The sequence below is a fragment of the Sulfuriroseicoccus oceanibius genome (genome assembly GCF_010681825.2).
GTDB classification, from domain to species: Bacteria; Verrucomicrobiota; Verrucomicrobiia; order Verrucomicrobiales; family SLCJ01; genus Sulfuriroseicoccus; species Sulfuriroseicoccus oceanibius.
In genome coordinates, this window is sequence record NZ_CP066776.1 from 3,055,746 (window position 1) to 3,079,663 (window position 23,918).

23 protein-coding genes and 2 tRNA genes are annotated in these 23,918 nt (G+C 58.8%); 12 read left to right on the forward strand and 13 right to left on the reverse strand.

The window, feature by feature from the left end; genetic code table 11:
- Positions 1-165 precede the first annotated feature (165 nt).
- From folE2 to G3M56_RS12370, 7 genes are all read right to left on the reverse strand, one after another.
- Positions 166-951 carry a GTP cyclohydrolase FolE2 gene (folE2, locus tag G3M56_RS12340; RefSeq protein ID WP_164364323.1) on the reverse strand — a complete coding sequence of 262 codons (786 nt, stop codon included), beginning with the start codon at positions 949-951 and terminating at the stop codon, positions 166-168.
- 234 nt (positions 952-1,185) lie between these two features.
- Complete coding sequence (gene rpsR / locus G3M56_RS12345) at positions 1,186-1,425, reverse strand: 30S ribosomal protein S18 (protein ID WP_164364321.1); 240 nt, start codon at positions 1,423-1,425, stop codon at positions 1,186-1,188.
- A gap of 39 nt (positions 1,426-1,464) precedes the next feature.
- Positions 1,465-1,638 (reverse strand): 50S ribosomal protein L33, encoded by a 174-nt coding sequence (gene rpmG / locus G3M56_RS12350; RefSeq protein ID WP_164364319.1) that lies wholly within the window; start codon positions 1,636-1,638, stop codon positions 1,465-1,467.
- An 83-nt stretch (positions 1,639-1,721) separates the two neighbouring features.
- Positions 1,722-2,303: a TraR/DksA family transcriptional regulator gene (locus tag G3M56_RS12355; RefSeq protein ID WP_164364317.1), complete on the reverse strand. Its 582-nt coding sequence runs from the start codon at positions 2,301-2,303 to the stop codon at positions 1,722-1,724.
- A gap of 272 nt (positions 2,304-2,575) precedes the next feature.
- Positions 2,576-3,535 (reverse strand): transaldolase, encoded by a 960-nt coding sequence (tal, locus tag G3M56_RS12360; protein WP_164364314.1) that lies wholly within the window; start codon positions 3,533-3,535, stop codon positions 2,576-2,578.
- 137 nt (positions 3,536-3,672) lie between these two features.
- Entirely contained in the window at positions 3,673-5,721 is a 2,049-nt protein-coding gene (locus G3M56_RS12365) for a TonB-dependent receptor domain-containing protein (protein ID WP_164364312.1), read from the reverse strand.
- A 299-nt stretch (positions 5,722-6,020) separates the two neighbouring features.
- Positions 6,021-6,410, reverse strand: a complete 390-nt coding sequence (locus tag G3M56_RS12370; RefSeq protein ID WP_164364310.1) for a hypothetical protein — start codon at positions 6,408-6,410, stop codon at positions 6,021-6,023.
- 258 nt (positions 6,411-6,668) lie between these two features.
- Here G3M56_RS12370 and nuoB point away from each other — a divergent pair, with 258 nt between their 5' ends.
- The 6 genes from nuoB (at position 6,669) to G3M56_RS12400 (ending at position 10,608) form a co-directional block, all read left to right on the forward strand.
- Positions 6,669-7,220 (forward strand): NADH-quinone oxidoreductase subunit NuoB, encoded by a 552-nt coding sequence (gene nuoB / locus G3M56_RS12375; RefSeq protein WP_164364308.1) that lies wholly within the window; start codon positions 6,669-6,671, stop codon positions 7,218-7,220.
- A gap of 39 nt (positions 7,221-7,259) precedes the next feature.
- Positions 7,260-7,823: an NADH-quinone oxidoreductase subunit C gene (locus G3M56_RS12380; protein WP_164364305.1), complete on the forward strand. Its 564-nt coding sequence runs from the start codon at positions 7,260-7,262 to the stop codon at positions 7,821-7,823.
- A gap of 57 nt (positions 7,824-7,880) precedes the next feature.
- A complete protein-coding gene (locus tag G3M56_RS12385; RefSeq protein WP_164364303.1) occupies positions 7,881-8,768 on the forward strand; it encodes a glucosyl-3-phosphoglycerate synthase in 888 nt (295 codons plus the stop codon).
- 12 nt (positions 8,769-8,780) lie between these two features.
- Positions 8,781-10,124 (forward strand): glycosyltransferase, encoded by a 1,344-nt coding sequence (locus tag G3M56_RS12390; RefSeq protein ID WP_164364301.1) that lies wholly within the window; start codon positions 8,781-8,783, stop codon positions 10,122-10,124.
- 139 nt (positions 10,125-10,263) lie between these two features.
- A tRNA-Lys gene (locus G3M56_RS12395) sits at positions 10,264-10,335 on the forward strand.
- A 201-nt stretch (positions 10,336-10,536) separates the two neighbouring features.
- Positions 10,537-10,608: transfer RNA gene (locus tag G3M56_RS12400), tRNA-Lys, on the forward strand.
- 23 nt (positions 10,609-10,631) lie between these two features.
- Here G3M56_RS12400 and G3M56_RS12405 read toward each other — a convergent pair.
- Complete coding sequence (locus G3M56_RS12405) at positions 10,632-11,147, reverse strand: hypothetical protein (RefSeq protein ID WP_164364299.1); 516 nt, start codon at positions 11,145-11,147, stop codon at positions 10,632-10,634.
- A 213-nt stretch (positions 11,148-11,360) separates the two neighbouring features.
- Positions 11,361-12,596, reverse strand: a complete 1,236-nt coding sequence (locus G3M56_RS12410) for an LL-diaminopimelate aminotransferase (protein ID WP_164364297.1) — start codon at positions 12,594-12,596, stop codon at positions 11,361-11,363.
- Positions 12,597-12,962: 366 nt separating this feature from the next.
- Between G3M56_RS12410 and G3M56_RS12415 the strand changes: the two genes are divergently transcribed.
- Positions 12,963-14,741: a hypothetical protein gene (locus G3M56_RS12415; RefSeq protein WP_235203444.1), complete on the forward strand. Its 1,779-nt coding sequence runs from the start codon at positions 12,963-12,965 to the stop codon at positions 14,739-14,741.
- A gap of 21 nt (positions 14,742-14,762) precedes the next feature.
- The gene (locus G3M56_RS12420) at positions 14,763-15,494 is read left to right on the forward strand and encodes an alpha/beta fold hydrolase (RefSeq protein ID WP_164364295.1); all 732 of its coding nucleotides are present in this window, start codon (positions 14,763-14,765) and stop codon (positions 15,492-15,494) included.
- A 7-nt stretch (positions 15,495-15,501) separates the two neighbouring features.
- Here G3M56_RS12420 and G3M56_RS12425 read toward each other — a convergent pair whose 3' ends face one another.
- Entirely contained in the window at positions 15,502-16,665 is a 1,164-nt protein-coding gene (locus G3M56_RS12425; RefSeq protein WP_164364294.1) for a transglutaminase-like domain-containing protein, read from the reverse strand.
- Positions 16,666-17,302: 637 nt separating this feature from the next.
- Here G3M56_RS12425 and G3M56_RS12430 point away from each other — a divergent pair.
- Positions 17,303-18,586, forward strand: coding sequence for an NCS2 family permease (locus G3M56_RS12430; RefSeq protein WP_164364293.1), 1,284 nt, complete (start codon positions 17,303-17,305; stop codon positions 18,584-18,586).
- 18 nt (positions 18,587-18,604) lie between these two features.
- On the opposite strand, the gene G3M56_RS12435 is transcribed toward G3M56_RS12430, so the two are convergent.
- Positions 18,605-18,922, reverse strand: coding sequence for a hypothetical protein (locus G3M56_RS12435; RefSeq protein ID WP_164364292.1), 318 nt, complete (start codon positions 18,920-18,922; stop codon positions 18,605-18,607).
- A 110-nt stretch (positions 18,923-19,032) separates the two neighbouring features.
- Positions 19,033-19,575: a hypoxanthine phosphoribosyltransferase gene (gene hpt, locus G3M56_RS12440; RefSeq protein WP_164364291.1), complete on the reverse strand. Its 543-nt coding sequence runs from the start codon at positions 19,573-19,575 to the stop codon at positions 19,033-19,035.
- 109 nt (positions 19,576-19,684) lie between these two features.
- Between hpt and G3M56_RS12445 the strand changes: the two genes are divergently transcribed.
- Positions 19,685-21,070, forward strand: coding sequence for a replication-associated recombination protein A (locus G3M56_RS12445; RefSeq protein ID WP_164364290.1), 1,386 nt, complete (start codon positions 19,685-19,687; stop codon positions 21,068-21,070).
- Between the two features lie 49 nt (positions 21,071-21,119).
- Complete coding sequence (locus G3M56_RS12450) at positions 21,120-21,479, forward strand: hypothetical protein (RefSeq protein ID WP_164364289.1); 360 nt, start codon at positions 21,120-21,122, stop codon at positions 21,477-21,479.
- 96 nt (positions 21,480-21,575) lie between these two features.
- Here G3M56_RS12450 and G3M56_RS12455 read toward each other — a convergent pair whose 3' ends face one another.
- Entirely contained in the window at positions 21,576-22,178 is a 603-nt protein-coding gene (locus G3M56_RS12455) for a LysM peptidoglycan-binding domain-containing protein (protein WP_164364287.1), read from the reverse strand.
- Positions 22,179-22,785: 607 nt separating this feature from the next.
- On the opposite strand from G3M56_RS12455, the gene G3M56_RS12460 reads away from it, so the two are divergent.
- Positions 22,786-23,880, forward strand: a complete 1,095-nt coding sequence (locus G3M56_RS12460) for a ribonucleotide-diphosphate reductase subunit beta (protein ID WP_164364286.1) — start codon at positions 22,786-22,788, stop codon at positions 23,878-23,880.
- Positions 23,881-23,918 lie beyond the last annotated feature (38 nt).

Below are 23,918 nucleotides of genomic sequence, written 5' to 3' on the forward strand. Positions count from 1 at the left end.
CACCCGCTGTTTAAGCAGAAGAAAGTAGAGCGGCTCTAAAGCAATATTTCAAAACCCCGTAATCCGTTAACAATCAGGAACAAAAAAAACCACCACGTCAGAACAAAACACAAAAAAGCCCGTCTCCGCTAACTCGCAGAGACGGGCTCAAGATCAAATAACAACTTACTCGCCGCGGGTCCACTCGACCTCTGCGAATGCGTTGTGGTTGTGGATCGACTCGAAGTTCTCCGCCTCAACGCGGAACCACTTGATGTTCTCATCGCCCTGCGAGCGGACGGCGACATTACGCACGAGGTCTTCCACGAAAACCGGATTGTCATACGCGGTCTCGGTCACAGCCTTCTCGTCGGGACGCTTGAGTGCTGCGTACAACTCACAGCTCGCCGACTGCTCGACCAAGCGGATCAAGTCCTCGATCCAAATCGGATCACCGAAACGGACGGAATACGTCACGATACCACGCTGGTTGTGAGCACCACGCTCGCTGATCGCCTTGGAGCACGGGCAAAGGGTTGCCACAGGCACCGCCACGGTCAGCACAAAGTCCATTTCATCTTTGGTCGCATCAATGGTGAAGGTCACCTCGTAGTCGACCATGCCTGGAGCACCGGTCACCGGTGCCTTCTTCTCCACGAAGTAAGCGAAGGAAAACTCAACGTGCGCACGCTCGGCGTCCAAGCGGGTGAGCAGCTCATTGGGAATCGCACGCAGGTCGCGGACACTGAGCTCCGGCCCGTGTTGATTCAATGTCTCCACGAAGCGGCTCATGTGGGTGCCCTTATACTGGTGCGGCAAATCCACGGCCAACGAAACGGTTGCCACCGTGTGCTGCACAGCATCCTGCTTGTCGCGGATACGCACAGGGAAACGCAATGCACGCACGCCAACTCGCTTGATTGGCACGCCGCGGGGATCGATTTCGTTCTGGGTATCCTTCAATTCTTTCATGACTCCGGTGTCTGGCTGTTTAAAGCGAACTGATCCACCCTCATGCCCCGTACGTCAACCGCTGGAAGCCATCAATTGCCCTACTTTACGGGACTTGGAACGTCCGCCACGTCACCATGAAGGCACAAAAAAATCCAGGCCCGCGGAGAATTCTCCACGAGCCTGGATGGTAAGATTATTGAGCTCCCGTCGCTCGGCAACCGTTGGCACAGGGCCAAATCAGTTGCTCAATAATTATGGAAGGAGATTGAGCGCGCGGGCACGCTTGATCTCACGGGTCACCTTGCGGTGCATCTTTGCAGAAACCCCGGTCACACGACGAGGGAGGATCTTGCCGCTCTCGGTGGTGAACTTCTTAAGAATTTCGGTGTTCTTGGCCTCGATCAGTTCGACTGGAAGGTCGATACGACGACGAGGCATGATCTTGTTGGCACGACGGAAATTTGCGCGGCGCTCTTTGGTCTTTGGTTCCATAGGAATCTAAATAGGTTCGATTTGCAGGTTCAGACGCAATTAGCGCAACTCACGATGGAGTGTGCGGCGCTGGAGAGCCGGGTTGAATTTCACTTTCTCCAAACGACCAGGGGTCAGGAGGCTCTTCTTATTACGCGTGGTTACGTATCGCGAAGGGGATTTCCCTTCAGGACGTGCTTCCGTGCATTCGAGAATGATAATATCGCGAGGCATACAGGAATGGTGGTGTGTGATTAATTCGGTTGCACTCCGACCGATGATCGGATGCGACGGGTCGGCACCATAAGCGCAATTTCCTAGTCTTCAAGTATCCTCTCAAAAGTTTCTTGCGGAGCGGACCCTCCGTAGACCACACCACGCCCACCATTGCCATTGAGCGCACTCTCACGTTCCAGCTGGGACTGGCACTCCACGGTCAGCCGCGCAAAGGGAATCGCGACCAGCCGCTCCTCGGGAATCGCCTGCCCCGACATCTCACAAATCCCATAAACACCTCGCTCCAGTCGCCCGATCGCCTCGTCGATCTCATACAACGAGTCCTGCTCCTGCGAGAGCATGTTGAGCGCAAAATCACGATCGTAAGCATCACTTCCCGCGTCCGCCTGGTGCTGGCCGAATGCCGAGCCTCCTTCGGTCGAGTTGCGCAGATTGTCGCGCTGCACTCCATTCATCGCATCCACCAACACATCGCGCAGGTCTGCCAGACGCTGGCGCTGCGCCTTGAGGAACGGCGCCTTGAATGGCGATTTCTGGGCAGCCCCATTCGTCTTGGTCGCCTTGTCAGCAGTGGTCTTCTTTTCCGAGGAAACCGCTACTTTCTTCTTCTTTGCCGCAGCCTTCTTGGCCACCGCCTTATCTTCTGGGTTTTTATTCGCCATGATGTTTATGCGTAACAGCCAACCAACGAGCAACTTACGATGATCAGCCAGAGAGATTAATTCGCTCCTTCCGGAACGGCGGCAACTTTTAACGGTTGACCGTTCCCAGAGCAAGACGGAAATCGTCCGCCCCCAATACGCATCAGGATTCATCAGGACCACAAAAAATTTCGCTTATTTCGAACAGCGTCCAACTCGTCACAAAAAAGCGGCTCACAGGATCTCCCCGTGAGCCGCTCTGAAATAAGCGAATGCTTCATGCGAGCCGGCAATTAGCCAAGCATGCCGCGAATGATGCCTTCCAGCTTGATGATATCCGCCGAGAACTTGCGGATCCCTTCTGCAGTCTTCTCAGTCGCCATTGCATCGTCGTTGAACAGATAGCGGAAGCTCTTCTCATCGGTTGGAAGCTTCTCGATATCGGCGTCCTTGACGGCCTCTTTGTCCAACTTGAGCTCCACTGCGCCTTCGGTGCTCTGAAGTTCTTCGAGCAGGTTCGGGCTGATTGTGAGCAGGTCACATCCAGCCAGCGACAAAATCTGACCACTGTTACGGAAGCTTGCGCCCATCACTTCGGTCTCGTAACCGAACTTCTTATAGTAAGTGAAGATTTCACGCACGCTGAGCACACCTGGGTCGTTGTCGCCCACGTACTCTTCGCCGGTCTGCGCCTTGAACCAATCGTAGATGCGGCCCACGAATGGCGAGATGAGCTGAACCTTGGCTTCGGCACAAGCAGCTGCCTGGATCAGCGAGAACATCAAAGTCAGGTTGCAGCGGATCCCCTCTTTCTCAAGAATCTCAGCCGCGCGGATCCCTTCCCAGGTGGAAGCAATCTTGATCAGCACGCGATCGCGGGACACGCCCTCTTTTTCGTAAAGCTCGATCAACTGACGCCCCTTGGCGACGGTCCCCTCGACATCAAACGAAAGACGCGCGTCGGTCTCGGTCGAAACGCGGCCCGGCACGATCTTCAAAATCTCAAGACCAAAGAGAATCAACACACGATCGATCACCGCATCGACCAAGGCATCGCCGGTGAGATCGGAATCTTTGAACTCTGCCACGGCCTGCTCCAGCAGGTGACGGTACTCAGGCTTTTCGGCTGCCTGGAGGATCAGCGACGGGTTGGTGGTCGCATCCTGCGGCTGGTACTCCTTCATCACGGCAAAGTCGCCGGTGTCGGCCACCACGGTGGTGAACTGCTTCAGTTGATCGAGTTGGTTGCTCATAGGTGGATCATTGGTAATGCGAAATTATCCAGTGGTCAATCAACCACCCGGTCACAATCCACACGCCCAGCAGATAAAAACGCCCGCCCCCGGATTCACTCCGAGGACGGGCGCTCACGAACCCACTTTAACAGCGTCTAGAACCGCAAGGTCGCCCCGACATAGAGCGAACGACCGGCCGCCGGGAGCTTCTCCCCAACCGCCACATCGCTGCCCGCCACCCGATTGACTCCGCTCAGGTGATTGGTGTAGCGCTCGTCGAGCAGGTTCTCTACACCTCCTTCAATCTTCAGGTTGTCACTCACCTCATGCTGCAAACGCAACGCGAGCGTGGCATGACCATCGCTAGGCAACTCCCCCTGCACCCCGGAGACGCGGTTTTGATCCGCGGCCCAGTCGCACGCGAGCACGGCTCGCGTGGCACCATAGGTGTACCCCAGCGCGACGGTTCCATTCCACGGAGCGAGGCGGTACAAATCATCGCCATCCGTCCTACCACGGGTGTAGCTCGTCAAAACCGACGCATCCCAAGAGTCCGTCACCTGCCAGGCAAAATTGAGCTCAGCCCCAAACAGAGTCGCCGAATCAAGATTCTGGAACTGCAGCACGGCCAGCCCATTACGATCCACCCGGCCAACCGGCTGTCCCTGGATGTAGTTTTCCACGTAGCGGAAAAATGGCGTCACCGCGAGATCAAGCGAATCTCCAGCATATGCCCACGTCACCGCTGTCTCATACGTGGTTTCAGGATCCAGCTCCAAGTTCCCGAGGTACGTCCGCCCATCGGCACGGCCGGAGCTTGCGCTGATTGGTGTCCAGATCGAACGCTCTACCAGAGACGGGGCACGGTTCTTGCGAGCCAAGCCCAGCTCGAGGCTCTGGCGATCGCTCAGCGAATACGCAAGCGAGCCCACGGCATCCACCAGCCAGTCACTACGCTCACGGTCCGCCGCGTTGAATGCCATTGCATCCGCCATCACCATTGGCCCGCCAAATCCGGCGACCACCGCGTCGGCATCCGTTGACACGTAGTCGGCCCGCAGCCCGACCACACTCGTCCACTTCTGCGACCATTGGTTCTCCCACTCAGCGTAGGCGCCCGCCCGGGCACGGGTGGCGTCGGCAAATGTGTCGCGACGCGCACCAGTCATCGGCCCACTGACCAGCACCTGGTCCGCATCAAGCTCGCTAGCCAGCAAATCCACGCCCCAGCGCCACGTCGAATCCCCACGATCCAACACAACGTCAGAACGCCAGCCCAGATCCTGACTCGAGGTCGGAGCCTCCATCGCCATCATCCCGACAGGACGCAGCGTGAAGTTGTCCATCAAGTGATCGACTCCATGCGCGAAGAGCCGGTTTTCCAAGCTTCCCCACGCCAGTTCCTCGAACTGATGAAGATCCACCGACCAGGAATCATCCTCGATCATGTCCATCCCGAGTGCTGGTGTTCCCGCTTCCCGCGCTTGAGCGATCCCTCCGGAGATTGCCACAAATCCACCGCGAGTCGCCGCGGCGAGGCGCAACTCGTGATCCTGCGTTTCATAGCCAGTGGCTCGCACGCGACCACCAGGGAAATGCAAGTCACCGCCCTCGGCCGCATTCCCGCGATAATCAACCGCCAGCCTGGATGATGCCACCCCGGCCTGCAGCCCAACGAAGAACCCATCGTGATCACCACGCCAGCCGCCATTCACCACTCCACCAACCGCTACGGTCGCGTCCCCTTCCGCAAACTCAGGCTCGGCCCGCGAAACACTCACGAAGCCCCCCATGGCTTCCGCCCCCTCGCGCACCGGCACCAACCCAGCAAAATAGCGCACCACCGCATCCTCGGTCAGACGCGCATAGCGCAGCGGCGGGTCCATGTGGTTCGGGCACGCAGGAGTCAGCGTCGCACCATTCACCCGCACCCCGATCTGATCGCCAGTCAGGCCGCGCGTTTGCACGATTCCTGTCAGCGGACCATTTCCGACACGACTTGCCCCGGGCAGATAGCCAAGAACTTCACTCGCATCGCGAAAAGTCTCAGGCGCTGGCCCAGTGTAGCCAATCCACTGCGCCCACGGGGCATCACCCGATGCCCCCCGCACGCTAAGCGGTGGCAATTCGCCATTCACTTCCTCCGCTCCTGCGGAAACCATGCTCCCCAGAAGGGCAGCCCAACCAATCGAAATTGCTTTCATCTAAGTAAAATAAATTCATGTGGCACCGGTGTGACGGGCGGTCATCGCCACGCACCGGCAAATCAAGCGCGCCTGCTCATCAGCAAGCACGCGACCACGGAGCACCGACATCAGGCTCAAGCCGCAATTCATGCAGCGCCCCGCATTCATCAACCACCGGAGCAAATCACTCTCGTCCGGTCGTTTGGTACAATTAGAAGCCATCCCCACGCAGGCTGGTCATTACGCCAGCGCGTTCCCACCAGCGACACACGTCACCACGCGCCGCCAGGAGGTCAGTCCACAGCTTCATGAATTAGTCAAACCCGAGCGAACCGCGGCGGCGGCACATCAGGGCGGCCGCGACCACATCCATCGCTCCACAGAGGTTCGACAAATGCGAGCCCCGCATCCTTGGCGGCCGGAACGACCACTGCGTCGTCATTCTGCACGACGCGCCACAATGGCGGCTGCAACGCTTCGTCGCGACGGTTCTTCTGCGGCGTTTCCTCATCCTCCTTCTGGGCATCCGCAGCCGCATGACAGAAAGCACAGGGGCGAGTTCCATCAAAGGTCTCACGCACCCCTTGGACCACCCCGCCCTCAGCGGAGTAGCGCACCACCATGTTCACCCAGCCAACCTGCTGCAATAGCAACGGAAGCCCCTGCGCATGCAGCGCAAGCACCACCGCCACGCAAAAACGCAGCACAATCAGCAATCTGTGAATCCCCCGGTCGATCGCGTACCATGCTACCGATCGATGCCATCTCAAGCAAAATCCCCGCCGCCGCGTACGCGGAATCAGGGAATAAGCACCCCGCCTGAAGCCTCGGTTTTCCAATGCAACCTCGCCAGTCGGCTACAACCGGACGCGGGTTAGGGATTATCGCATCTTTCCCGCAAATCTGCTTGTGCCCCCCGCCATGCCTCGTAACGTACCCGATACTGGCACTGACCACACCTGATCATGGCTACTGAAATCATCGACTCCGGCACCGACCAGCTCACCCACGCGGCCTACGACTCCAAGGTTGAAGGAAACGTTATCTTCACCCGTTTGGATTCGGCCATCAACTGGATGCGCAAGAACTCGCTCTGGCCAATGCCTATGGGCCTCGCCTGCTGCGCGATCGAACTCATGGCCACCGGCGCCTCGCGCTTCGACATCTCCCGCTTCGGCGCCGAGGTGATGCGATTCTCGCCACGTCAGGCCGACGTCATGATCGTCGCCGGAACCGTCACGTACAAAATGGCGCTGGCTGTGAAGCGCATCTACGACCAGATGCCCGAGCCAAAGTGGGTCATCGCCATGGGTGCCTGCGCCTCATCCGGCGGCATGTACCGTTCGTACGCCACCCTTCAGGGCATCGACCGCTTGATCCCGGTCGACGTTTACATCTCGGGTTGCCCACCACGCCCGGAAGCGCTGCTTGAAGGCCTCATGCGCCTGCAGAAGAAGATCGAAACCGAAGAGTCCTTCGTCGCTCAGAAGAAAGAGCTCCTCGACCAAATCGGCTAAGCTTCCACCCGTCCACTCACCCTTTCCCGCATTCCTCCCATGAACGCACCTCTTGCAGCAGAAAAGCTCCAGGCCAAGTTCGGCGAAGCCATCACCAAGGTTAACGAGTTCCGCGATGAGACCACCGTCTACGTGGACCGTGCGAAAATCGTCGAGATCTGCAAATCCTGCCGCGACGACCTCGGCTTCGACCACTTGGTCGATATCTGCAGCGTCGACAACATGGGCGAAGACCCGCGCTTCGAGGTGGTCTACCACCTTTACTCCTACGCGGACCTCTGCACTCTCCGCATCAAGGCCCCCGTCCCTGAGGACGACGCCACGATCGACTCCATCACCAGCCTTTGGGATTCCGCCGACTGGCACGAACGCGAGACCTACGACATGATGGGGATCAAGTTCAACAACCACCCGGAACTGCGCCGCATCCTCATGTGGGACGGCTTCCCATTCCACCCGCTGCGCAAAGACTTCCCGCTCGCCGGCAAGCCAAGCGAAATGCCAGACGTCGCATTCTCCAATGCAGCCCCTCTCGAAGGCGGACCATTCGTCACCTGCAGCGGCGGCGATACCAAGAAGCGTGAACCACGCTCGCGTGCGTAATCCTCAGGGCAACGGAACATCGTCCGTTGCCCATTTTCTTTCCCGTTTTTCCGAGCCATGTCGTCCCACGGCTCAATACGACGCTTTGACTCGGCGGAACCTGCATTCTCCGCGGCCGCCCTTGTAGAGAACAAAGCGCTCACCGACACGCGTATCAGCGTGGCCATTCCAACGCTCAACGAGGCCTCCACCATCGGCGGGATCGTCTCGACCATCGTTCGAGAACTGATGGAAGCCACCCCGCTCGTCGATGAGCTCCTCGTCGTCGATTCGGATTCCGATGACGACACCGCGAGCATTGCCACCGCAGCGGGTGCCCAAGTTCTCCAGGCCAGCGCGATACAACCAGCCACCCCGGCCGTCCGCGGCAAAGGCGAGAACTTATGGCGCGCCACTCTCGCCACCACTGGCGACATTGTCTGTTTTGTTGACGGAGACCTGCGCGACTTCTCCCCCCACTTCATCACCGGCTTGATCGGACCGCTGCTGCAAGACACCTCGCTTCAGTTCGTCAAAGCCACCTACCACCGTCATCTGGCCAGTCCATTCGGCGCAGGTGAAGGCGGACGATCGAACGCACTCTTCGCCCGCCCATTGCTCGCGCTCTTCCTCCCCGAACTGAGAGACCTCGACCAACCGCTCGGCGGCGAATACGCATTCCGCCGTGATTTGCTGGAAGCACTGCCATTCGCCACCGACTACGGAGTGGAAATGGCGCACCTCGTCGATATCGTGGACCAGGTAGGTTCTGAGGGAATCGCCCAGTGCGACCTCGGCGAACGCCACCACCGCAACCGATCGCTCGACGACCTGGCTCAGATGAATGACACCATCGGTAGAAGGTTCTTCACCCGCCTCGCAGCTACCGGCAGAATGGATCCTGCCACAGCTCCAATGGACACCGCCCCGTGGCGCCCACCTCCGGGTTCCATTGCCTGCTGCTAACTGCCCGTCCTCATGCATATCGTCATCGCCCATTACCACCTCAAGCCCGGCGGCGTGACATCTGTAATCCTCGCCCAGTCCCGCGAACTCACCGAGGTCGGCCACCGGGTCACTATTGCAAGCAGTTGCCCGGCCACGGAAGTGAACCAGACGGCTCACACCACGGTTCCTGAGCTCGCCTATGCAGAGCCCTCAAGCGAATCCACAGCAGCCGGTGACACCATCGCACAAGGCCTACTCGCAGCCCGACCGGATCTCGTCCATTGGCACAACCCACTGCTAGGGAAAAACCCGGGCACTCTCGAAGCCATCGCCAAGATCCACCGCGCCGGTGTCCCACAGTTGCTTCATTGCCACGACTTCGCCGAAGACGCCCGTCCCGCCCTGCTCGCCGCACTTCGCGCAGTCCAGCCAGCCACGCTGCCCCTCGCCAACAACATTCATTTCGCCGCCCTGACAGAGCGCGACCGCGGGTGGCTCGCTCAGTGCGGCGTCCCATCCGCGCGCATCCACGTGGTGCCCAACCCACAAAGCGAGCATCCTCCTGCGCACCTAGTTTGCGAGCCGGAATTCTCGCCCCCGCACCTCGTGATGCCCGTCCGCGGCATCCGACGCAAGAACCTGGGCGAAGCCGTGCTTTGGGCCCGCGAGCTAAAGCCGCTCGGTGGCAAAGTCACGGTCACTCTTCCACCAACCTCGGAGGTGGACATCCCCGGCTACAACGCATGGCGCACATTCGCCAACGCCCACGCCATCCCATTCCACGCACCGCCAACCGGTGAGGTAAAGCCCCGCCCGATCGCCACGATTTTCAGCGAAGCCTCCGCCGTATTGTCGACTTCGGTTCAAGAAGGGCACGGCTTCGCACTGCACGAGCCGTGGCTCTACCAACGTGCCGTCATTTCCCGCACACTGCCGAACGTTCCACCGATCGCCCCCGCCCTGAGCTACCACCGCATCCCAGTACCACGAGAGCTACTCGACCTCGACGCACTTCGAGTTGAAATCACACGCCGCACCGGCCCGCGTGCCGAGGCAATTTGGCAATACCATTACGCCGGCGAATCGATCGACTTCGCCCAGCTCCCGACAACTGCCCAACAATCACTTCTCGAAAACCCCGACTTCACGCCTGTATTCGAAACCGAATCCGGCGACCCCGTGACGGCACGCGAGCTCGTCCACCGCGCCCAACATACTGCTCCACCGTCACTCCCACCGAGGGATCGCTGCGCGCTACTCGACGCCTTGGAAAAATGCGCAGAGTCTCCAACGTCCGACCTTCACTGGGCATCGAGCGCCCCGCTCGCGAACGACCTCTTGAAGCCCAAGCACTTCCGCATTCTCACCAGCTAAAAACGACTAAGCTCAGCAGCGTTCCGGCCTGGAAAAAAAGTGAAAAACCAGCGACAAATCAGTTGCACCAAATTCAAATCAGAGGTAATGGGGACGCCCGCACCGCAAGCGGCGAAGCAATTCGCTCGCGATGCAAAATGCGCAGATAGCTCAGCGGTAGAGCAACCGGCTTTTAACCGGTTGGTCCTGGGTTCGAATCCCAGTCTGCGTACTTCTCTTTCCTAAAATCCACGTCCTTCTTCGGACGTGGCTTTTTTTGTTGCTCCTGAATCTGACAGTCTCAGGCAGCCCGAGGCATTTTGTCCAAATTCCCTCCCATTATCGTCCACAAACCAGTTGCACGGACCAAAAATCGAGGGTAAATAGACGCCCGCACCGCATGAGGCGAAGCGATTCGCCCACGATGCAAAATGCGCAGATAGCTCAGCGGTAGAGCAACCGGCTTTTAACCGGTTGGTCCTGGGTTCGAATCCCAGTCTGCGTACTTCTCTTTCCTAAAAGCCACGTCTATCTCAGACGTGGCTTTTTTCGTGTCTCCGCCGCGCCACGATCATTGGCCGGAACCAGAACGGTGCTCCCACGCTCCGCGTCGAACAGAAGGAAGTACTCAACCGGCACACTGGGATCAGGCGACGCCCGTCCGCGCCCCAGCGCACAACTCCACGGCACCAAGCGAGTCGGTGCCACAAGCACTTTGCCCACCACCCGCAGGTTCGCTCCAGTCAGTCCGCCCGCCCCATTTGAAACTAGGTACTCCAACCTGTCCTGCGGTGCGGGGATCTCGACCTGCACACCCGCCGGCACGTGGCAGCACACCCAATACTCAATGTCATGCAGCCGCGCATAACGATCGATCGCATTGCGACCGGGGACCCGCGTGTCACCGAGCGGGAATTCTCCCAACTCATCTTTCTCGTAGCTGACCACACCACCGCTCCGGTTGCGCCCAACCCACTCGGAATTCCTCCCCGCCCAGTTCAACACAGCATCCCCGACCGGCACCGCCCCGGAGGGCCCGCTCATCGTTCCACAACTACAACACAAGAGCCCGATCAGGACATAGAGGCAAAAATGGTAACACCAACGCTCCATACCCAATACATCGATCGGGCACTTTAAAACGTTAGATTACACATCCCAGCCACGCATCTGCGCCTCCGCAACGAGCCACAAAAAATCCGCCCGCTGCCAACCATGGGCAACGGGCGGATCAGAATCATTCGCAAGCTGGTGGGATTACCACTTCAACTCGGCGATGCGCTTGGCGACTTCTTCCACGTTCGCACGCGAGTTGAACGAAGAAATACGGAAGTAACCTTCACCTGCCGCACCAAAGCCGGCACCTGGAGTCACCACCACGTTCGCTTCGTTGAGGAACTTGTCGAAGGCATCCCACGAACCGACGCCCTCTGGGCAGCCAACCCACACGTATGGCGCGTTCTCACCACCGTAAACAGTCAGGCCGCATGCCTTGCAAGCGTCGCTGAGGATCTTGGCATTGCCCATGTAGTGCTCGATGAGAGCGGCCACCTCGGCCTTACCCGCTTCGCTGTAAAGCGCCTCGGCACCACGCTGAACCGGATAGGATGCGCCGTTGAACTTGGTGCTCATGCGGCGGTTCCAGAGGCCGTGAAGTGCCACCTCCTTACCGTCCTTGGTCTGGGCGGTGAGTTCTTTTGGCACGATGGTGAACCCGCAACGGACACCGGTGAAACCACCGTTCTTCGAGAACGAGCGGAACTCGATCGCGCAGGTGCGGGCCCCTTCGATTTCGAAGATCGAACGTGGCACGCTGTCGTCCTGGATGAATGCCTCGTAAGCGGCATCGTAAAGCAGGATCGACCCGTTCTTGTTCGCGTAATCCACCCAAGCGGCAAGCTGCTCGCGGGTTGCGGTGGTACCGGTTGGGTTGTTCGGGTAGCAAAGGTAGATGATGTCGACCTTCTCCTCAGGGATCGCTGGCACGAAGTCGTTCTCAGCGGTGCATGGCAGGTAGACCAGACCTTCGTATGAGCCGTCTTCACGTGCGTCGCCGGTGTTGCCAGCCATGACGTTGGTGTCGACGTAAACCGGGTACACAGGGTCGGTGATAGCGATGGTGTTTCCTTCGCCAAAGATCTCAAGAATGTTGCCGGTGTCGCACTTCGATCCGTCGGACACGAACACCTCATCATCAGCCACATTGAGACCGCGCTCGCGGTAGTCGCCGGCGATCGCTTCGCGGAGGAACGAATAACCCTGCTCTGGACCGTAACCACGGAAGGTGTCGCGGTTGCCCAAATCATCCACAGCCGACTTCATCGCCTCGCGCACAGCCAGTGGAAGCGCTTCGGTGACATCACCAATACCGCAGCGGATCAAGCGCTTGGCGGCTTCCGGGTTCTCCTCGCAGAACACACTCACACGACGCCCGATCTCCGGGAACAGATATCCCGCCTTCAATTTCAAATAGTTCTCATTGACGTATGCCATGCCTCAATGAAGAGCGGATGCGACAAGAGGCAAGCGACGAGTCACGAGAAAGTTCATGCTGGGAATACCAGGTGAACGGCTAAATCGGCGGAATGGCGGAGAGCTTTTTCGAGTGAGGCAAGGCGCGATCGGCGATGCTAGCGGGCTACCAGAGCGGAGAGCAACACGGCATCACTGAAAAAGATCCCGCCAAGATCACATCATCCAATCCTGATCCTACTTATTCACTCCCTATCGGTTCCGCCTAGGTAGCCGTTCATCTGGTATGAATTCACCCAAAACGCCAATCACGCACGATTTGCCTTCTCAGCGAACACCTCATCACTAGGATTCTCCTAGCAGATTTAAGATCCGAAACCGACTCCCATGATGCTCCGCCATACCCTCCCCGCTCTCGCCGCGCTACACGTGGCCACAGCCGCCACAGCCGCCACAGAATCCCCCGCTCTTCCGGTAAAGGAAGTCACGATCTTCAAAGACGGCCACAGCTTCGTCCTCCATCAGGGAGAGCTCGCGGTGAACGCCGACGGATCCGCCACACTCGATTACCTGCCATCACCCATCCTCGGCACCTTCTGGCCCGCGTCCACCGACAAGCGCGCACAGCTCGTCTCGGTGACCGCCGCCAGCCACGAGATCAAAACCAAGCAGGACGCGGTGACACTTCGCCAGCTACTCGAAGCCAACATCGGCGACACCGTTCTTGTCCAAGAAAAGCCCATATCCCCCGCGGCAAACACCAGCCCGAACCCCTACAAGGCGACCATCCTCTCTCTGCCACAGCGTACGCCGGACACGCCGACTGCCCACCATTCAACCGATCCGTTCAATCCTCGCCCCTTCGTGCGCTCGGTTCAGCCAACTCCTGAGCCACCCGTAGAATCAGCCACCGACCTGGTGCTCCTGCAAACCGCCGCAGGGACAAAGGCGGTACAGATCAGCCGCATCGCCACAATCACATTTCCAAACGACCATCAATCCCTGATCGAAACACCCGAGTCCCGCCATCAGCTGACCTTCAACCTGAAATGGCAGGACGCCCCGCAGGAGACCGCCAACCTAAGCATGGCCTACCTTCAACATGGCCTGAAGTGGACGCCGAGCTATCACATCACGCTCACCGACGACCACAAAGCGGTGGTTAAGTTGCAAGGAACCCTCACCAACGACTTGATCGATCTCAACGACGTCACCGCCAACCTCGTCGTCGGTGTACCGTCCTTCACCTTCAGTGGATCGCTCGACCCAATCTCACTCCAGCAGGACATCGCGAACCTACAGTTCACCCCAGGAACCCACACACCTCGCATTTTCTCCAACGCGATCCAGACCCAGGCAGTCGGCGGTATGTATCGCCACAGCACAGCAATTCCCGATTCCCAGCCAGAGGTCACCAACGGTCGGAAAAACGAGGATCTCTTTGTCTTCACCGTCGAGCACGTGTCACTCAAGACGGGCCAGTGCATGGTGATTCCAATCGCCGAGTACACACTCGATTACCAGGACGTCTTCGCGCTCGACATTCCATTCAGCCCGCCAGCCCACATCCTGCCAAACCTCAACCAACAACAACAAACCGAACTGCTGCGCCTGTTGGCCAACCCCAAGGTCGAACACAAAATCCGGCTGAAGAACAACGGCCAACACCCACTCACCACGGCGCCGGCACTGATCGTCAAGAACGACCAAGTCCTCGCCCAGGGCATGATGACTTACGCTGCGGTCGGCGGCTCCTCCGACATCACGCTCACCCCGGCCATCGATATTCACATCAAGTCCACCTCAAACGAGACCAAGCGTACGCCCAACGCCGTCCGCTGGAATGGCGACGACTTCACACGGATCGACTTGGAAGGGAAATTGAGACTCACCAACCACAAAACCGATCCGGTCACCGTTGAAATCACACGCAACGTCCTCGGCAACCTCGACGAAGTCGGAAACGACGGCACCATCACGAAGGTCAATTTGTTCGAAGACGCCTCCTACCTCCCTAACGGATCCGCCCCACGCTGGTGGCACCATTATTCATGGCCATGGTGGTGGCACCACTTCAACAGCGTCAGCAAGGCAAAGTGGACAACGACACTTGATCCCGGTCAGTCCGTCGTTCACGATTACAGCTGGCACTATTTCTGGCGTTGAGCCAAACAGCCCGCCATCGTCATGCCCCGCTCCGCACTCGTTCTTCTTCTCGTGATCCCGCTCGCCCAATGCACCACGCCCCGACCTGTCGCCGAACCCAACGGTGAAGTCGTTGTCTTGTTGCACGGTCTGGCTCGCACCTCGGGATCGATGAAGAAAATGGAGAAAGCGCTCCGTGCCGACGGCTACCAGACGATCAACCACGACTATCCATCGACGAAAAACGAGCTACCGGAACTGGCCACCAATTCGCTCGCTCCCGTGCTTGAACGCGACGACGTCGCTCAGGCAAAGGCCATCCACTTTGTCACTCACTCGATGGGCGGGATCCTCGTGCGGCAATATCTTGCCACCCACCCGAAACCTCCCAACCTCGGGCGCGTCGTAATGCTCGCCCCCCCCAACAACGGCAGCGAAATTGTCGACAAACTCGGTGCCCAGGGATGGTTCAAAGCCATCTTCGGGCCCGGCGGATGCTCGCTCAACACTGACCACAGCAACCCGCCGAAACAACTTGGCCCCGTCGACTACCCGGTCGGCGTCATCGCCGGCGACCGCGTGCTCAATGTGATCACCACATTTATGGTCCCTGGTCCTGACGACGGCACGGTCTCTGTGGAAAGCAGCAAGCTCGATGGAATGCACGACCACCGCGTGGTTCACGCAGACCACACGTTCATCATGATGAAGCGTCAAACCATCGACCTCACCCGCAACTTCCTCAAGACGGGGTCGTTCGAAGGCATGGATTAGCAGCTGCTCACTCTTCCACACGCTTGATCGCCACGCGCTCGAAGCCGCGTTGCTCGGGTGCCTCGCCCCGAGCCAACACATCACCGCCTTCCTTTGCTCGCACCTCGAAGGCAGCGCCACGCTTCACCGGCACGGTCAAAAACTGGTTCATATCCGCCGTCGCACCTGGAGTCTCTCCGCTCGCGACCACCTCACCATCGACCACCACATACACCGCGACCGCTTCACGCTTTTCTCCATCGGTCAGGTCGATGCGCAGGTCACACAGCGTCGGGTCCTTGGGCTCTTTGCCGGCCAATTCCTGATAACGTGCGGTCAGCTTTACCGCCGCCACATCGCGCCGCGAAAGATCCCACACCAGCGGGAAATAATGCCCGGTGTGTTTCCACGACGACGCATACACCGCGTGGTACAAACTCGTGTCGTCCGCCATCGCCGCATCGGCGAGCAGCCACCCGTGGTCCACGCCCTTGGCATCCATGTAGTACTCGGTGAAGTGCCACTTCCCGGTCTCTGGATCATAGAACTCCACCCAGTTGTGGTTGCCCTGCTTAGTCGTCCACGCCGGAGTTCCCGCCACCCGCGCCGGAATCCCTACCGAACGCAACGCGTCCACCAACAAAATCGACAACCCGGTGCAAGACGCCATCTTGATCTCCATCGATTCAGACGGCGACTGGTCCGCCCGCTTGCGCTTTGTGTTGTAGTCCACCTCGACCGCGTCGCGCAGCTTCTGGTTCACCGTGATCATCGCATCGCGCAACGATGCGCTCTCCTCCACCATCGGCGCAAACTTGGCGTAAAACCCCGTGCGCCAGTCCTCACGCGATTCGCTCAAGCTCGCGTACGGCAGCACGTCATTGAAAAAGATCTCCTGCGGCACCTGCTGCGCCCACTCGTGATCCTGCCGTGCCTGATACCCAAGCTTCACATTCGTGACCAACAAATCCGCATCGAGCGCACTGAGATCCCTCTCCGGCATATAACGGATCAAAAAACGCATCCCCTCGGCCCGCTCATCATCAAATGCCGCCAGCGCCTCCTCCATCTCGGCTCGGTTCTCCCCAGCAAGCTCCAGAGCCTTCTCCAACGTCCGCTCGGCAGCCGCCGCAGACAGCACCACCACACAGGACACCACCAAAACCAAACTTTTCAAAAATCGCGCGTTCATCACATTCATCATCAATCAAAGGTCGTAACGGGATAAGCGCCACTGGCATACCATGCCCACGCCTGGCGCAAAAACAAAATCGGACGGCCCGCCTCAGCGAACCGTCCGATCCATTTCACATCACCGGCAGGAGCCCCCGCCGGCGGTCGTGTATTCAATCACCAATTACTTGGCTGGAGCCACGATAGGAGCACCAATGGTCTCAGCCTGTGGCTGGCTCTGCTGGCAAGAAGCAAGAAGACCAACAACAGCAACAGCAGCGATAGCAAGAATAGCTTTCATATCTTTATATAGTATTTTGATTATTAATCAGTTAGCGCGCCTAAACGCGACCCAGAGACTTAGCAAAGCCCCAGTAGGACACCTTGCGGAAATCCCCCGCAGATGTCCACTCAATCGTTTCCAAGCGCTACTGAAAAGTACGGATACACGAAACAAATCGACACATTTTTTCATCAATCTTCCCATACCTTCAGCGAGCCACCGGACACCGCTACCCGGCACGGGATCTGCCGATCCGCACCCTCCAACGCCCCGACGCACGTAACCTCTTTTGCCGCCCGATGTCACCCTCCCGCGTCCCTACCGTCGTGCTAGCACTCCTCCTCTCCTAAAGCCACCCACCACCGCCCGCTCCATGTTCAAGCTGAGAGAAAACAAAACCAATGTCCGAACGGAGGTCATCGGAGGATGCACCACCTTCCTGACGATGGCTTACATCATTTTCATCAACCCGCTGATCATGAGCGACGCCGGCATGGACAAGCCGGCACTCATCACCGCCACCTGCCTGGCGGCAAGCCTGAGCACACTGGTCGTTGCACTGTGGGCCAACGTCCCCTTTGCCATGGCCCCGGGGATGGGACTGAATGCATTCTTCACCTACACACTGGTGATGGGCCAGGGCCTCAACTGGCAAACCGCACTGGGCGTGGTCTTCATCTCAGGTGTCGTATTTCTCGTCCTCACCCTGGCAGGAATCCGGGAAAAAATCGTGGCCGCCATCCCACTTTCACTACGCATTGCCACCGCTGCCGGCATCGGACTCTTCATCACCTTCATCGGACTCAAGAACCTCGGCCTCGTGGCCCAGCATCCCGCAACCTTCGTCTCCATCGGAGAACTGACACGGCCGGTACTCATCGGCCTCGGAGCTCTCTTTTTGATCACCATCCTCGAGATCCGCAAAGTGAAGGGCTCGATCCTGATCGGCATCTTCGGTGCCACCTTGACCGGCATCCTCACCGGTGACGTTCATCTCAACGGCGTGTTCTCAGCACCACCGAGCATCAAGCCGCTACTGTTCCAACTCGACATCATGGGTGCGCTTCAATGGGGACTCGCCGGCGCGATCTTCTCGTTCATGTTCGTCGACCTCTTCGACTCCATCGGCACCATTGTCGCGTGCTCCTACGAAGCGGGCCATGTCGAACCCGACGGCACCATCAAGCGCATCGACCGCGTACTCGAAGCCGACGCCATGGCCACCGTGGCAGGCTCGCTGATTGGCACTAGTACCACCACCACCTACATCGAATCCGCCTCAGGCATCGCCGACGGAGCACGCACGGGACTTGCCTCGGTGGTCACCGGTTGCCTGTTTCTTTCCGGACTCTTCTTTGCTCCACTCATCGGAGCCGTTCCAGCATTTGCCACGGCGCCGGCACTCATCATCGTCGGCGCCTTCATGTTCAGGAACGTGAAACAGATCGACTTCAAAGATCTGAAGACCGCAGTCCCCGCGTTCCTGACGATGATCCTCATGCCGCTGACCTTCAGCGTCTCCACCGGACTCACCGTGGGCTTCCTATCCTACGTCTTGATCGCCGTTTCCTGCGGCGAGCTCAAACGAATCTCATCGGTTATGTGGGTCGTAGGCGTTCTCTCCGCCATTAACCTCTTGGTCAGTACGACCAACTGACACCACAAGTCCGCCGCATCAGCGCTTCATCTTCGCCACCCAGTGTGGTCGACGTTTGCGGATGACATCTTCCATGTGGGCGCGCAGGTTCTTCTCGATCCAGAAAAACCCGGCCTCCAAACCCTCGGCGGCGTATGCCCGGCCGATTTCAGCTTCCACCGCTGTCGGGTTCCCCACCCGTGAAAGGAAATGGTTGGAGCTCATCAGATTCATCAGCTCCCCGTCCATCTCACCAAACTCACGGAGGATCCACTCCCGGGTATAGAGAGCCAACACGGCATCTCCGGTCCACGCTTGTTCGCGCAGAACGCGCTGGCTGTCTTTGTCTTTAGGCATCTTCAGATTGTGTCTGGATTGTTCAGGAACCGCACGAGCCACCAGAGTCGGCGCTAGCGCCACCGAACGGCTCCAAACCGCCGAATCCACCTACCTACCGTCTTCCGGCGTCAGGCGTCCGCGTGGGTTGGATCCAGCACCCCGATAAAGGGCAAGTTCCGGTACCGCTCCTGATAGTCCAATCCATAGCCCACGACAAACTCGTCCGCCATTTCGAATCCGACATACTCAACATCCACCTCATCGGCACGCTTCTTATCCTTTGCCAACATCACCGCACAGCTCACCGCCGTCGCCCCCATCTCCTCCAGCAATTTGCGCTTCACCGCCGCCAACGTCCGCCCCGTATCGAGGATATCGTCGATCAACAACACATGACGCCCCTCAACATCCGGCAACGCCCCCTCCCCGAAACTCACCTCACCACTGCTCTCGGTGCCGCCGTAATAACTGCGCACCGAAAGTGAATCAATCGTCAGCGGGATCTGAACCCGCCGCAGCAAATCCGCCGTAAAAATAATCCCGCCGTGCAGGATCACCACGGCACTCACCTTTTCGCCCCGCAGGTCTTCGGTGATCATCGCCCCCAACTCGTCCAAGCGGGCCCGGATGTCCGCTTCGGAAAACAACACCTTCTCAATAGCACCATGCATAATGGTCAGTGTAAGGGCAGCGGCCCACCAAGAGCAAGCACGCCAACACTCCAGCGAAAGCCCCCCTTCCAGATTTCCACTTTCATCCCCGAGGCATCGCGGGTTATCTATGCCAACTGTGGCTGATCTCTTTCCATCCGATCCCGATACCGACGCCCCGACACCAACCCGCGAGGCTCCGTCTGCATCGCAACCGCTGGCTGCCCGCATGCGCCCGCGCACGCTCGACGAGTACGCCGGCCAGCGCCACATTCTGGGAGAAAGCAAACTGCTGCGGCGAGCGGTCGAGGCAGACCGCTTCTCTTCGTTGATCTTCTACGGCCCTCCGGGCGTGGGCAAAACCACACTTGCCCACCTCATCGCCACCCGTACCGCTTCGCGCTTCGTCAACCTCTCCGGAGTGGAAAGCAATGTCGCCCAACTGCGCGCCGCCATTGAAGAAGCCTCGGTACGCCAGAAGCTCCACAACAAAACCACGGTGCTTTTTGTCGATGAAATCCACCGCTTCAACAAAAGCCAGCAGGACGTGCTGCTGCCGCACATCGAACGGGGCACGATCCGCTTCATCGGAGCCACGACTCACAATCCATTCTTCTACGTCAACAGCCCGCTGGTTTCGCGCTCGATGCTCTTTGAACTCGAGCCGCTTTCGGTTGCCGACTTGGAATGGCTGATCGACCAAGCGCTCAGCGATGCAGAACGCGGCTACGGCAACGAGCGCATCACCATTGCGGACGACGCCCGCACCCACATCGCCAGCCAAGCCGACGGCGACGCACGCAAATGCCTCACCGCACTTGAGCTCGCCGTGCTCACCAGCGACTCCATGCGCGACGACGACGGCGCACTCCAGATCACCATGGAAATTGCCCAGGAGTCGGTGCAGCGCAAAGCGATCGTCTACGACGGCGATGGCGACGCCCACTACGACACCATCAGCGCGTTCATCAAATCCATCCGCGGATCGGATCCGGATGCCGCTATTTACTGGCTCGCCAAAATGCTCGTCGCCGGAGAAGACCCGCGCTTCATCGCACGCCGGCTCGTCATCGCCGCCAGCGAAGACATCGGCATGGCCGACTCCAATGGCCTGCGCGTCGCGATGTCCACGTTCGACGCGGTCGAGAAGATCGGGATGCCCGAAGCACGCATCAACCTCGCCCACGCCACCGTCTACCTCGCCACCGCCCCCAAATCCAACCGCGCCTACGCCGCCATCAACGCAGCAATGAGCGATGTCAAAAAGGGCGCAACCCTCGCGGTGCCTCCCCACTTGCGCACGAAGACCCGCAAGAAAATCGCCCAACAGACCGGCCACCTCGACGACAAAGCCACCCAGTACCTTTACAGCCACGACAGCGAGGAAGGCTACATCCCGCAAGCCTACCTTCCCGAAGGCAAGCGTTACTACGAACCCACGGAAAACGGATTGGAGAAACGCGTGAAGGAACGCCTCGACTACTGGCGCTCGCTGTTTGACGCCTCACAAAAATAGTCACCTCCACCGTTCGGCAACGTAACCCTCAGGAACCCTGCCGATTACCATGAACGATCCCAGCGTAGACGAAATCATCATCAAGATGATGCATCAGGAGCGCTCGGAGAACGAGATCATGGAGGCACTTCGAGAGGCCGGATTGATCGATCGTTTCAACGCCTACGATATTCATCTGAAGATCGCCGACTACCGCCGCGCCAGCGACATCATCCCCCCGAAGCCCAGCATCCTGTCGCGGATCATGACACGCGCGTTCGGACTCGTCGCCCTCGCCGTTGGGATCCTTTTTCTGGCCTGGGGGCTCGGAGTCATCGGCGACCCGGTAGTCCGCCCACTCTTCGCCATCTTCGGGGGCGGCGCACTCGTGCTCGCCGGCACGAAGCTCACATTTGGCTCGCCGGACTGATCGGCACACCCGCCAACGCTCCAATCCTCGATACACAAACGGCCGCACCGAGACTCTCGATGCGGCCGTTTGGCGAATGAACTCTCAAGCTTCCGTTTAAGGAATCTGCAAGCTCTGACCGATGCGCAGAGTGTCGCTGCTCAGGCCATTGGCGCTCTTCAGCTTCGACACGGTCACACCATACTTGCGGCTGATGCCCCACAGGGTTTCACCCGAGCGCACCGTGTGCACCGATCCGCTGCTGGAAGAAACCACGGCACCACTGCCCGAGGACACACCAGGAATCTTCAATGTCTGACCGATCTGAATGTTGCTGCCGCTGATGCCGTTGGCTCGCTGAATAGCCCCCACACTCACACCGAACTTGCGGCTGATCTTCCAAAGGCTGTCACCACGCACCACGGTGTACGAAGTAGACTGGGCTGGTGGCGAATAGCTTGGTGGTGTGGCCGGCGGGCTGTAACCACCGCCATCGTTCGAAGCAAGATCCGTGGTTGGCTGGTAGGTCCCACCCGATGCACCATCGGTGCCCCAACCGGCAGCGTCGCTAGCTGCGTCGTCGATGTAGTTACCGTTCTCATCAAACGGGTACACGATATCGCCGTCTGCCACATCGTTGCCACTACCGGTCCCTTGGCAGGAAACCATCACCATCGCGGCGGAAACCGCACCAACTGTCATCAAAATAGGGTTCTTCATGATTCGATTCGGGGAATGAAGGGTCGCGGATGAGATGCCACATGCTCCTCCACTTGTAAATGCCAAACCCCGGAACGGTTTGTCACAACGCGGATTAGCAGGCAAACGCCCTCGTCAGCGCCTCATAACGCCAGTCACAACGCCATCCTTTTATCCCAATGGCACAATTTTCTTTTCTCCATCATCCCGCCCCAATATCTTGTGCCCCGGCGGCCCGAGCCAGCCCATCATCAGCTCGCTCCAGAGACCGCACACAGAACGTCGATCAACGCCGGACACCACACGCCCGCGGGCCCAACCCCGTGATAGTCAAGGCTCTGCCTAACCTCGTAAAATCGACGTCATTTTTCTTACGGAAAAGTATTGCCGCAAACACGAGAGCACAATATGTTGTGGTCGCTCTCGACGAAAAAGCCCAAGATACGGCGTTTTTGACGAATTATTGAGTTTCCTCTCAAATCGAGCGCGAGCCCCGTGTAAACAACGTTTACCGGCTCATTTCAGCGGCCCTGGCGCGATGCCACGCCCATCCCATTGCGGTCTAACTTCTTGCGTGGAAGCCCTACTGGACCGACTCTCTCCATCCCCAAAAATCACTCTGATCCAGATGTCCAACACGACCACCATTACCATTGGGAACCGCACGTTTGTCCTCGACCGCGACAAGGCGGAAGAAGCCTACCGCCAGAAGCTCGTCATCAACGGCAAGGAGACCATGTTCTTCAACATCCTGCCGCTGAAGTACCAGTGGGCCTACGATCTCTACAAGACGATGAAGGCAAACCACTGGGAGCCAGAGGACATCCCGATGCAAAAGGACATCGAGCAGTGGCGCGACACCACCGCGGTCAACGACATCGACCGTTGGATCATCAAGATGGGTATCGGCTATTTCTCCGCAGCCGAAGGCATCGTCGGCGACAACATCCTCCACGTCGTGCGTGAAGTGGTCACCGCTCCCGAGCTCAAGCTCGTGCTCGGCCGCCATGCCCACGAGGAAAACATCCACGCAGACTCACTCGTCTACATGCTCTCCTCACTCGGCATCAACCCACACGAGTGCGAGGCCATGTTCGAGGACGTCGAGACCATCAAGGCAAAGAACAATTTCGTGGTCAGCAACTCGCGCGCCCTGCGCCGCGACATCGACCTCACCCTGACCGAGAACAAGCAGGCGCTGGCGAAAAACATCTTCATGTTCGGCCAGATCATGGAAGGCACCCAGTTCTATGGCCTGTTCGGCATGATCCTTTCGCTCTACCGCCAGGGCAAGTTCCCGGGCATTGGCCAGATGTTCCGCTACACGCTGCGTGACGAGTCCAACCACATCGAAGTCTTCCGCAACTTGTTGATGGATCTCGTCGATGAGAACCCGGATGTGTGGACCGAAGAGTTCAAAGAAGACCTCCGCGCCACCATGAAGGAAGGCATCGAGATCGAGAAAGCTTTCATCCGCGACTGCCTGCCGGTGGACTCCCTTGGCCTGACCCTGGACGAGTTCCTCACCTACATCGACTACATCGGCGACCGCCGACTCGAGAGCTGCGGCCTCAAGCCACTCAACGAGAACAAGCTCGAGAACCCACTGCCATGGCTGGCGGAGATGATGGACATCAAGAAGGAGACCAACTTCTTCGAAGGTCGCGTCACCGAATACCGCAAGGCCTCGTCGCTCGACACCGTCGACGACGACGAACTTTAATCCGGGCACACAACCCAACCTCGTTTTCTTTCCGCGGC

Bases quoted from the DNA above. Each gene is read 5' to 3' on its own strand.
- G3M56_RS12420 (WP_164364295.1), top strand. From the start codon at position 14,763: ATGCCCCGCTCCGCACTCGTTCTTCTTCTCGTGATCCCGCTCGCCCAA.
- G3M56_RS12455 (WP_164364287.1), bottom strand. From the start codon at position 22,178: ATGAAGAACCCTATTTTGATGACAGTTGGTGCGGTTTCCGCCGCGATG.
- G3M56_RS12445 (WP_164364290.1), top strand. From the start codon at position 19,685: ATGCCAACTGTGGCTGATCTCTTTCCATCCGATCCCGATACCGACGCC.
- nuoB (WP_164364308.1), top strand. From the start codon at position 6,669: ATGGCTACTGAAATCATCGACTCCGGCACCGACCAGCTCACCCACGCG.
- folE2 (WP_164364323.1), bottom strand. From the start codon at position 951: ATGAAAGAATTGAAGGATACCCAGAACGAAATCGATCCCCGCGGCGTG.
- G3M56_RS12435 (WP_164364292.1), bottom strand. From the start codon at position 18,922: ATGCCTAAAGACAAAGACAGCCAGCGCGTTCTGCGCGAACAAGCGTGG.
- G3M56_RS12460 (WP_164364286.1), top strand. From the start codon at position 22,786: ATGTCCAACACGACCACCATTACCATTGGGAACCGCACGTTTGTCCTC.
- G3M56_RS12385 (WP_164364303.1), top strand. From the start codon at position 7,881: ATGTCGTCCCACGGCTCAATACGACGCTTTGACTCGGCGGAACCTGCA.
- hpt (WP_164364291.1), bottom strand. From the start codon at position 19,575: ATGCATGGTGCTATTGAGAAGGTGTTGTTTTCCGAAGCGGACATCCGG.
- G3M56_RS12380 (WP_164364305.1), top strand. From the start codon at position 7,260: ATGAACGCACCTCTTGCAGCAGAAAAGCTCCAGGCCAAGTTCGGCGAA.
- G3M56_RS12405 (WP_164364299.1), bottom strand. From the start codon at position 11,147: ATGAGCGGGCCCTCCGGGGCGGTGCCGGTCGGGGATGCTGTGTTGAAC.
- rpsR (WP_164364321.1), bottom strand. From the start codon at position 1,425: ATGGAACCAAAGACCAAAGAGCGCCGCGCAAATTTCCGTCGTGCCAAC.
- G3M56_RS12410 (WP_164364297.1), bottom strand. From the start codon at position 12,596: ATGGCATACGTCAATGAGAACTATTTGAAATTGAAGGCGGGATATCTG.
- G3M56_RS12425 (WP_164364294.1), bottom strand. From the start codon at position 16,665: ATGAACGCGCGATTTTTGAAAAGTTTGGTTTTGGTGGTGTCCTGTGTG.
- G3M56_RS12365 (WP_164364312.1), bottom strand. From the start codon at position 5,721: ATGAAAGCAATTTCGATTGGTTGGGCTGCCCTTCTGGGGAGCATGGTT.
- tal (WP_164364314.1), bottom strand. From the start codon at position 3,535: ATGAGCAACCAACTCGATCAACTGAAGCAGTTCACCACCGTGGTGGCC.
- G3M56_RS12415 (WP_235203444.1), top strand. From the start codon at position 12,963: ATGATGCTCCGCCATACCCTCCCCGCTCTCGCCGCGCTACACGTGGCC.
- rpmG (WP_164364319.1), bottom strand. From the start codon at position 1,638: ATGCCTCGCGATATTATCATTCTCGAATGCACGGAAGCACGTCCTGAA.
- G3M56_RS12450 (WP_164364289.1), top strand. From the start codon at position 21,120: ATGAACGATCCCAGCGTAGACGAAATCATCATCAAGATGATGCATCAG.
- G3M56_RS12390 (WP_164364301.1), top strand. From the start codon at position 8,781: ATGCATATCGTCATCGCCCATTACCACCTCAAGCCCGGCGGCGTGACA.
- G3M56_RS12430 (WP_164364293.1), top strand. From the start codon at position 17,303: ATGTTCAAGCTGAGAGAAAACAAAACCAATGTCCGAACGGAGGTCATC.
- G3M56_RS12355 (WP_164364317.1), bottom strand. From the start codon at position 2,303: ATGGCGAATAAAAACCCAGAAGATAAGGCGGTGGCCAAGAAGGCTGCG.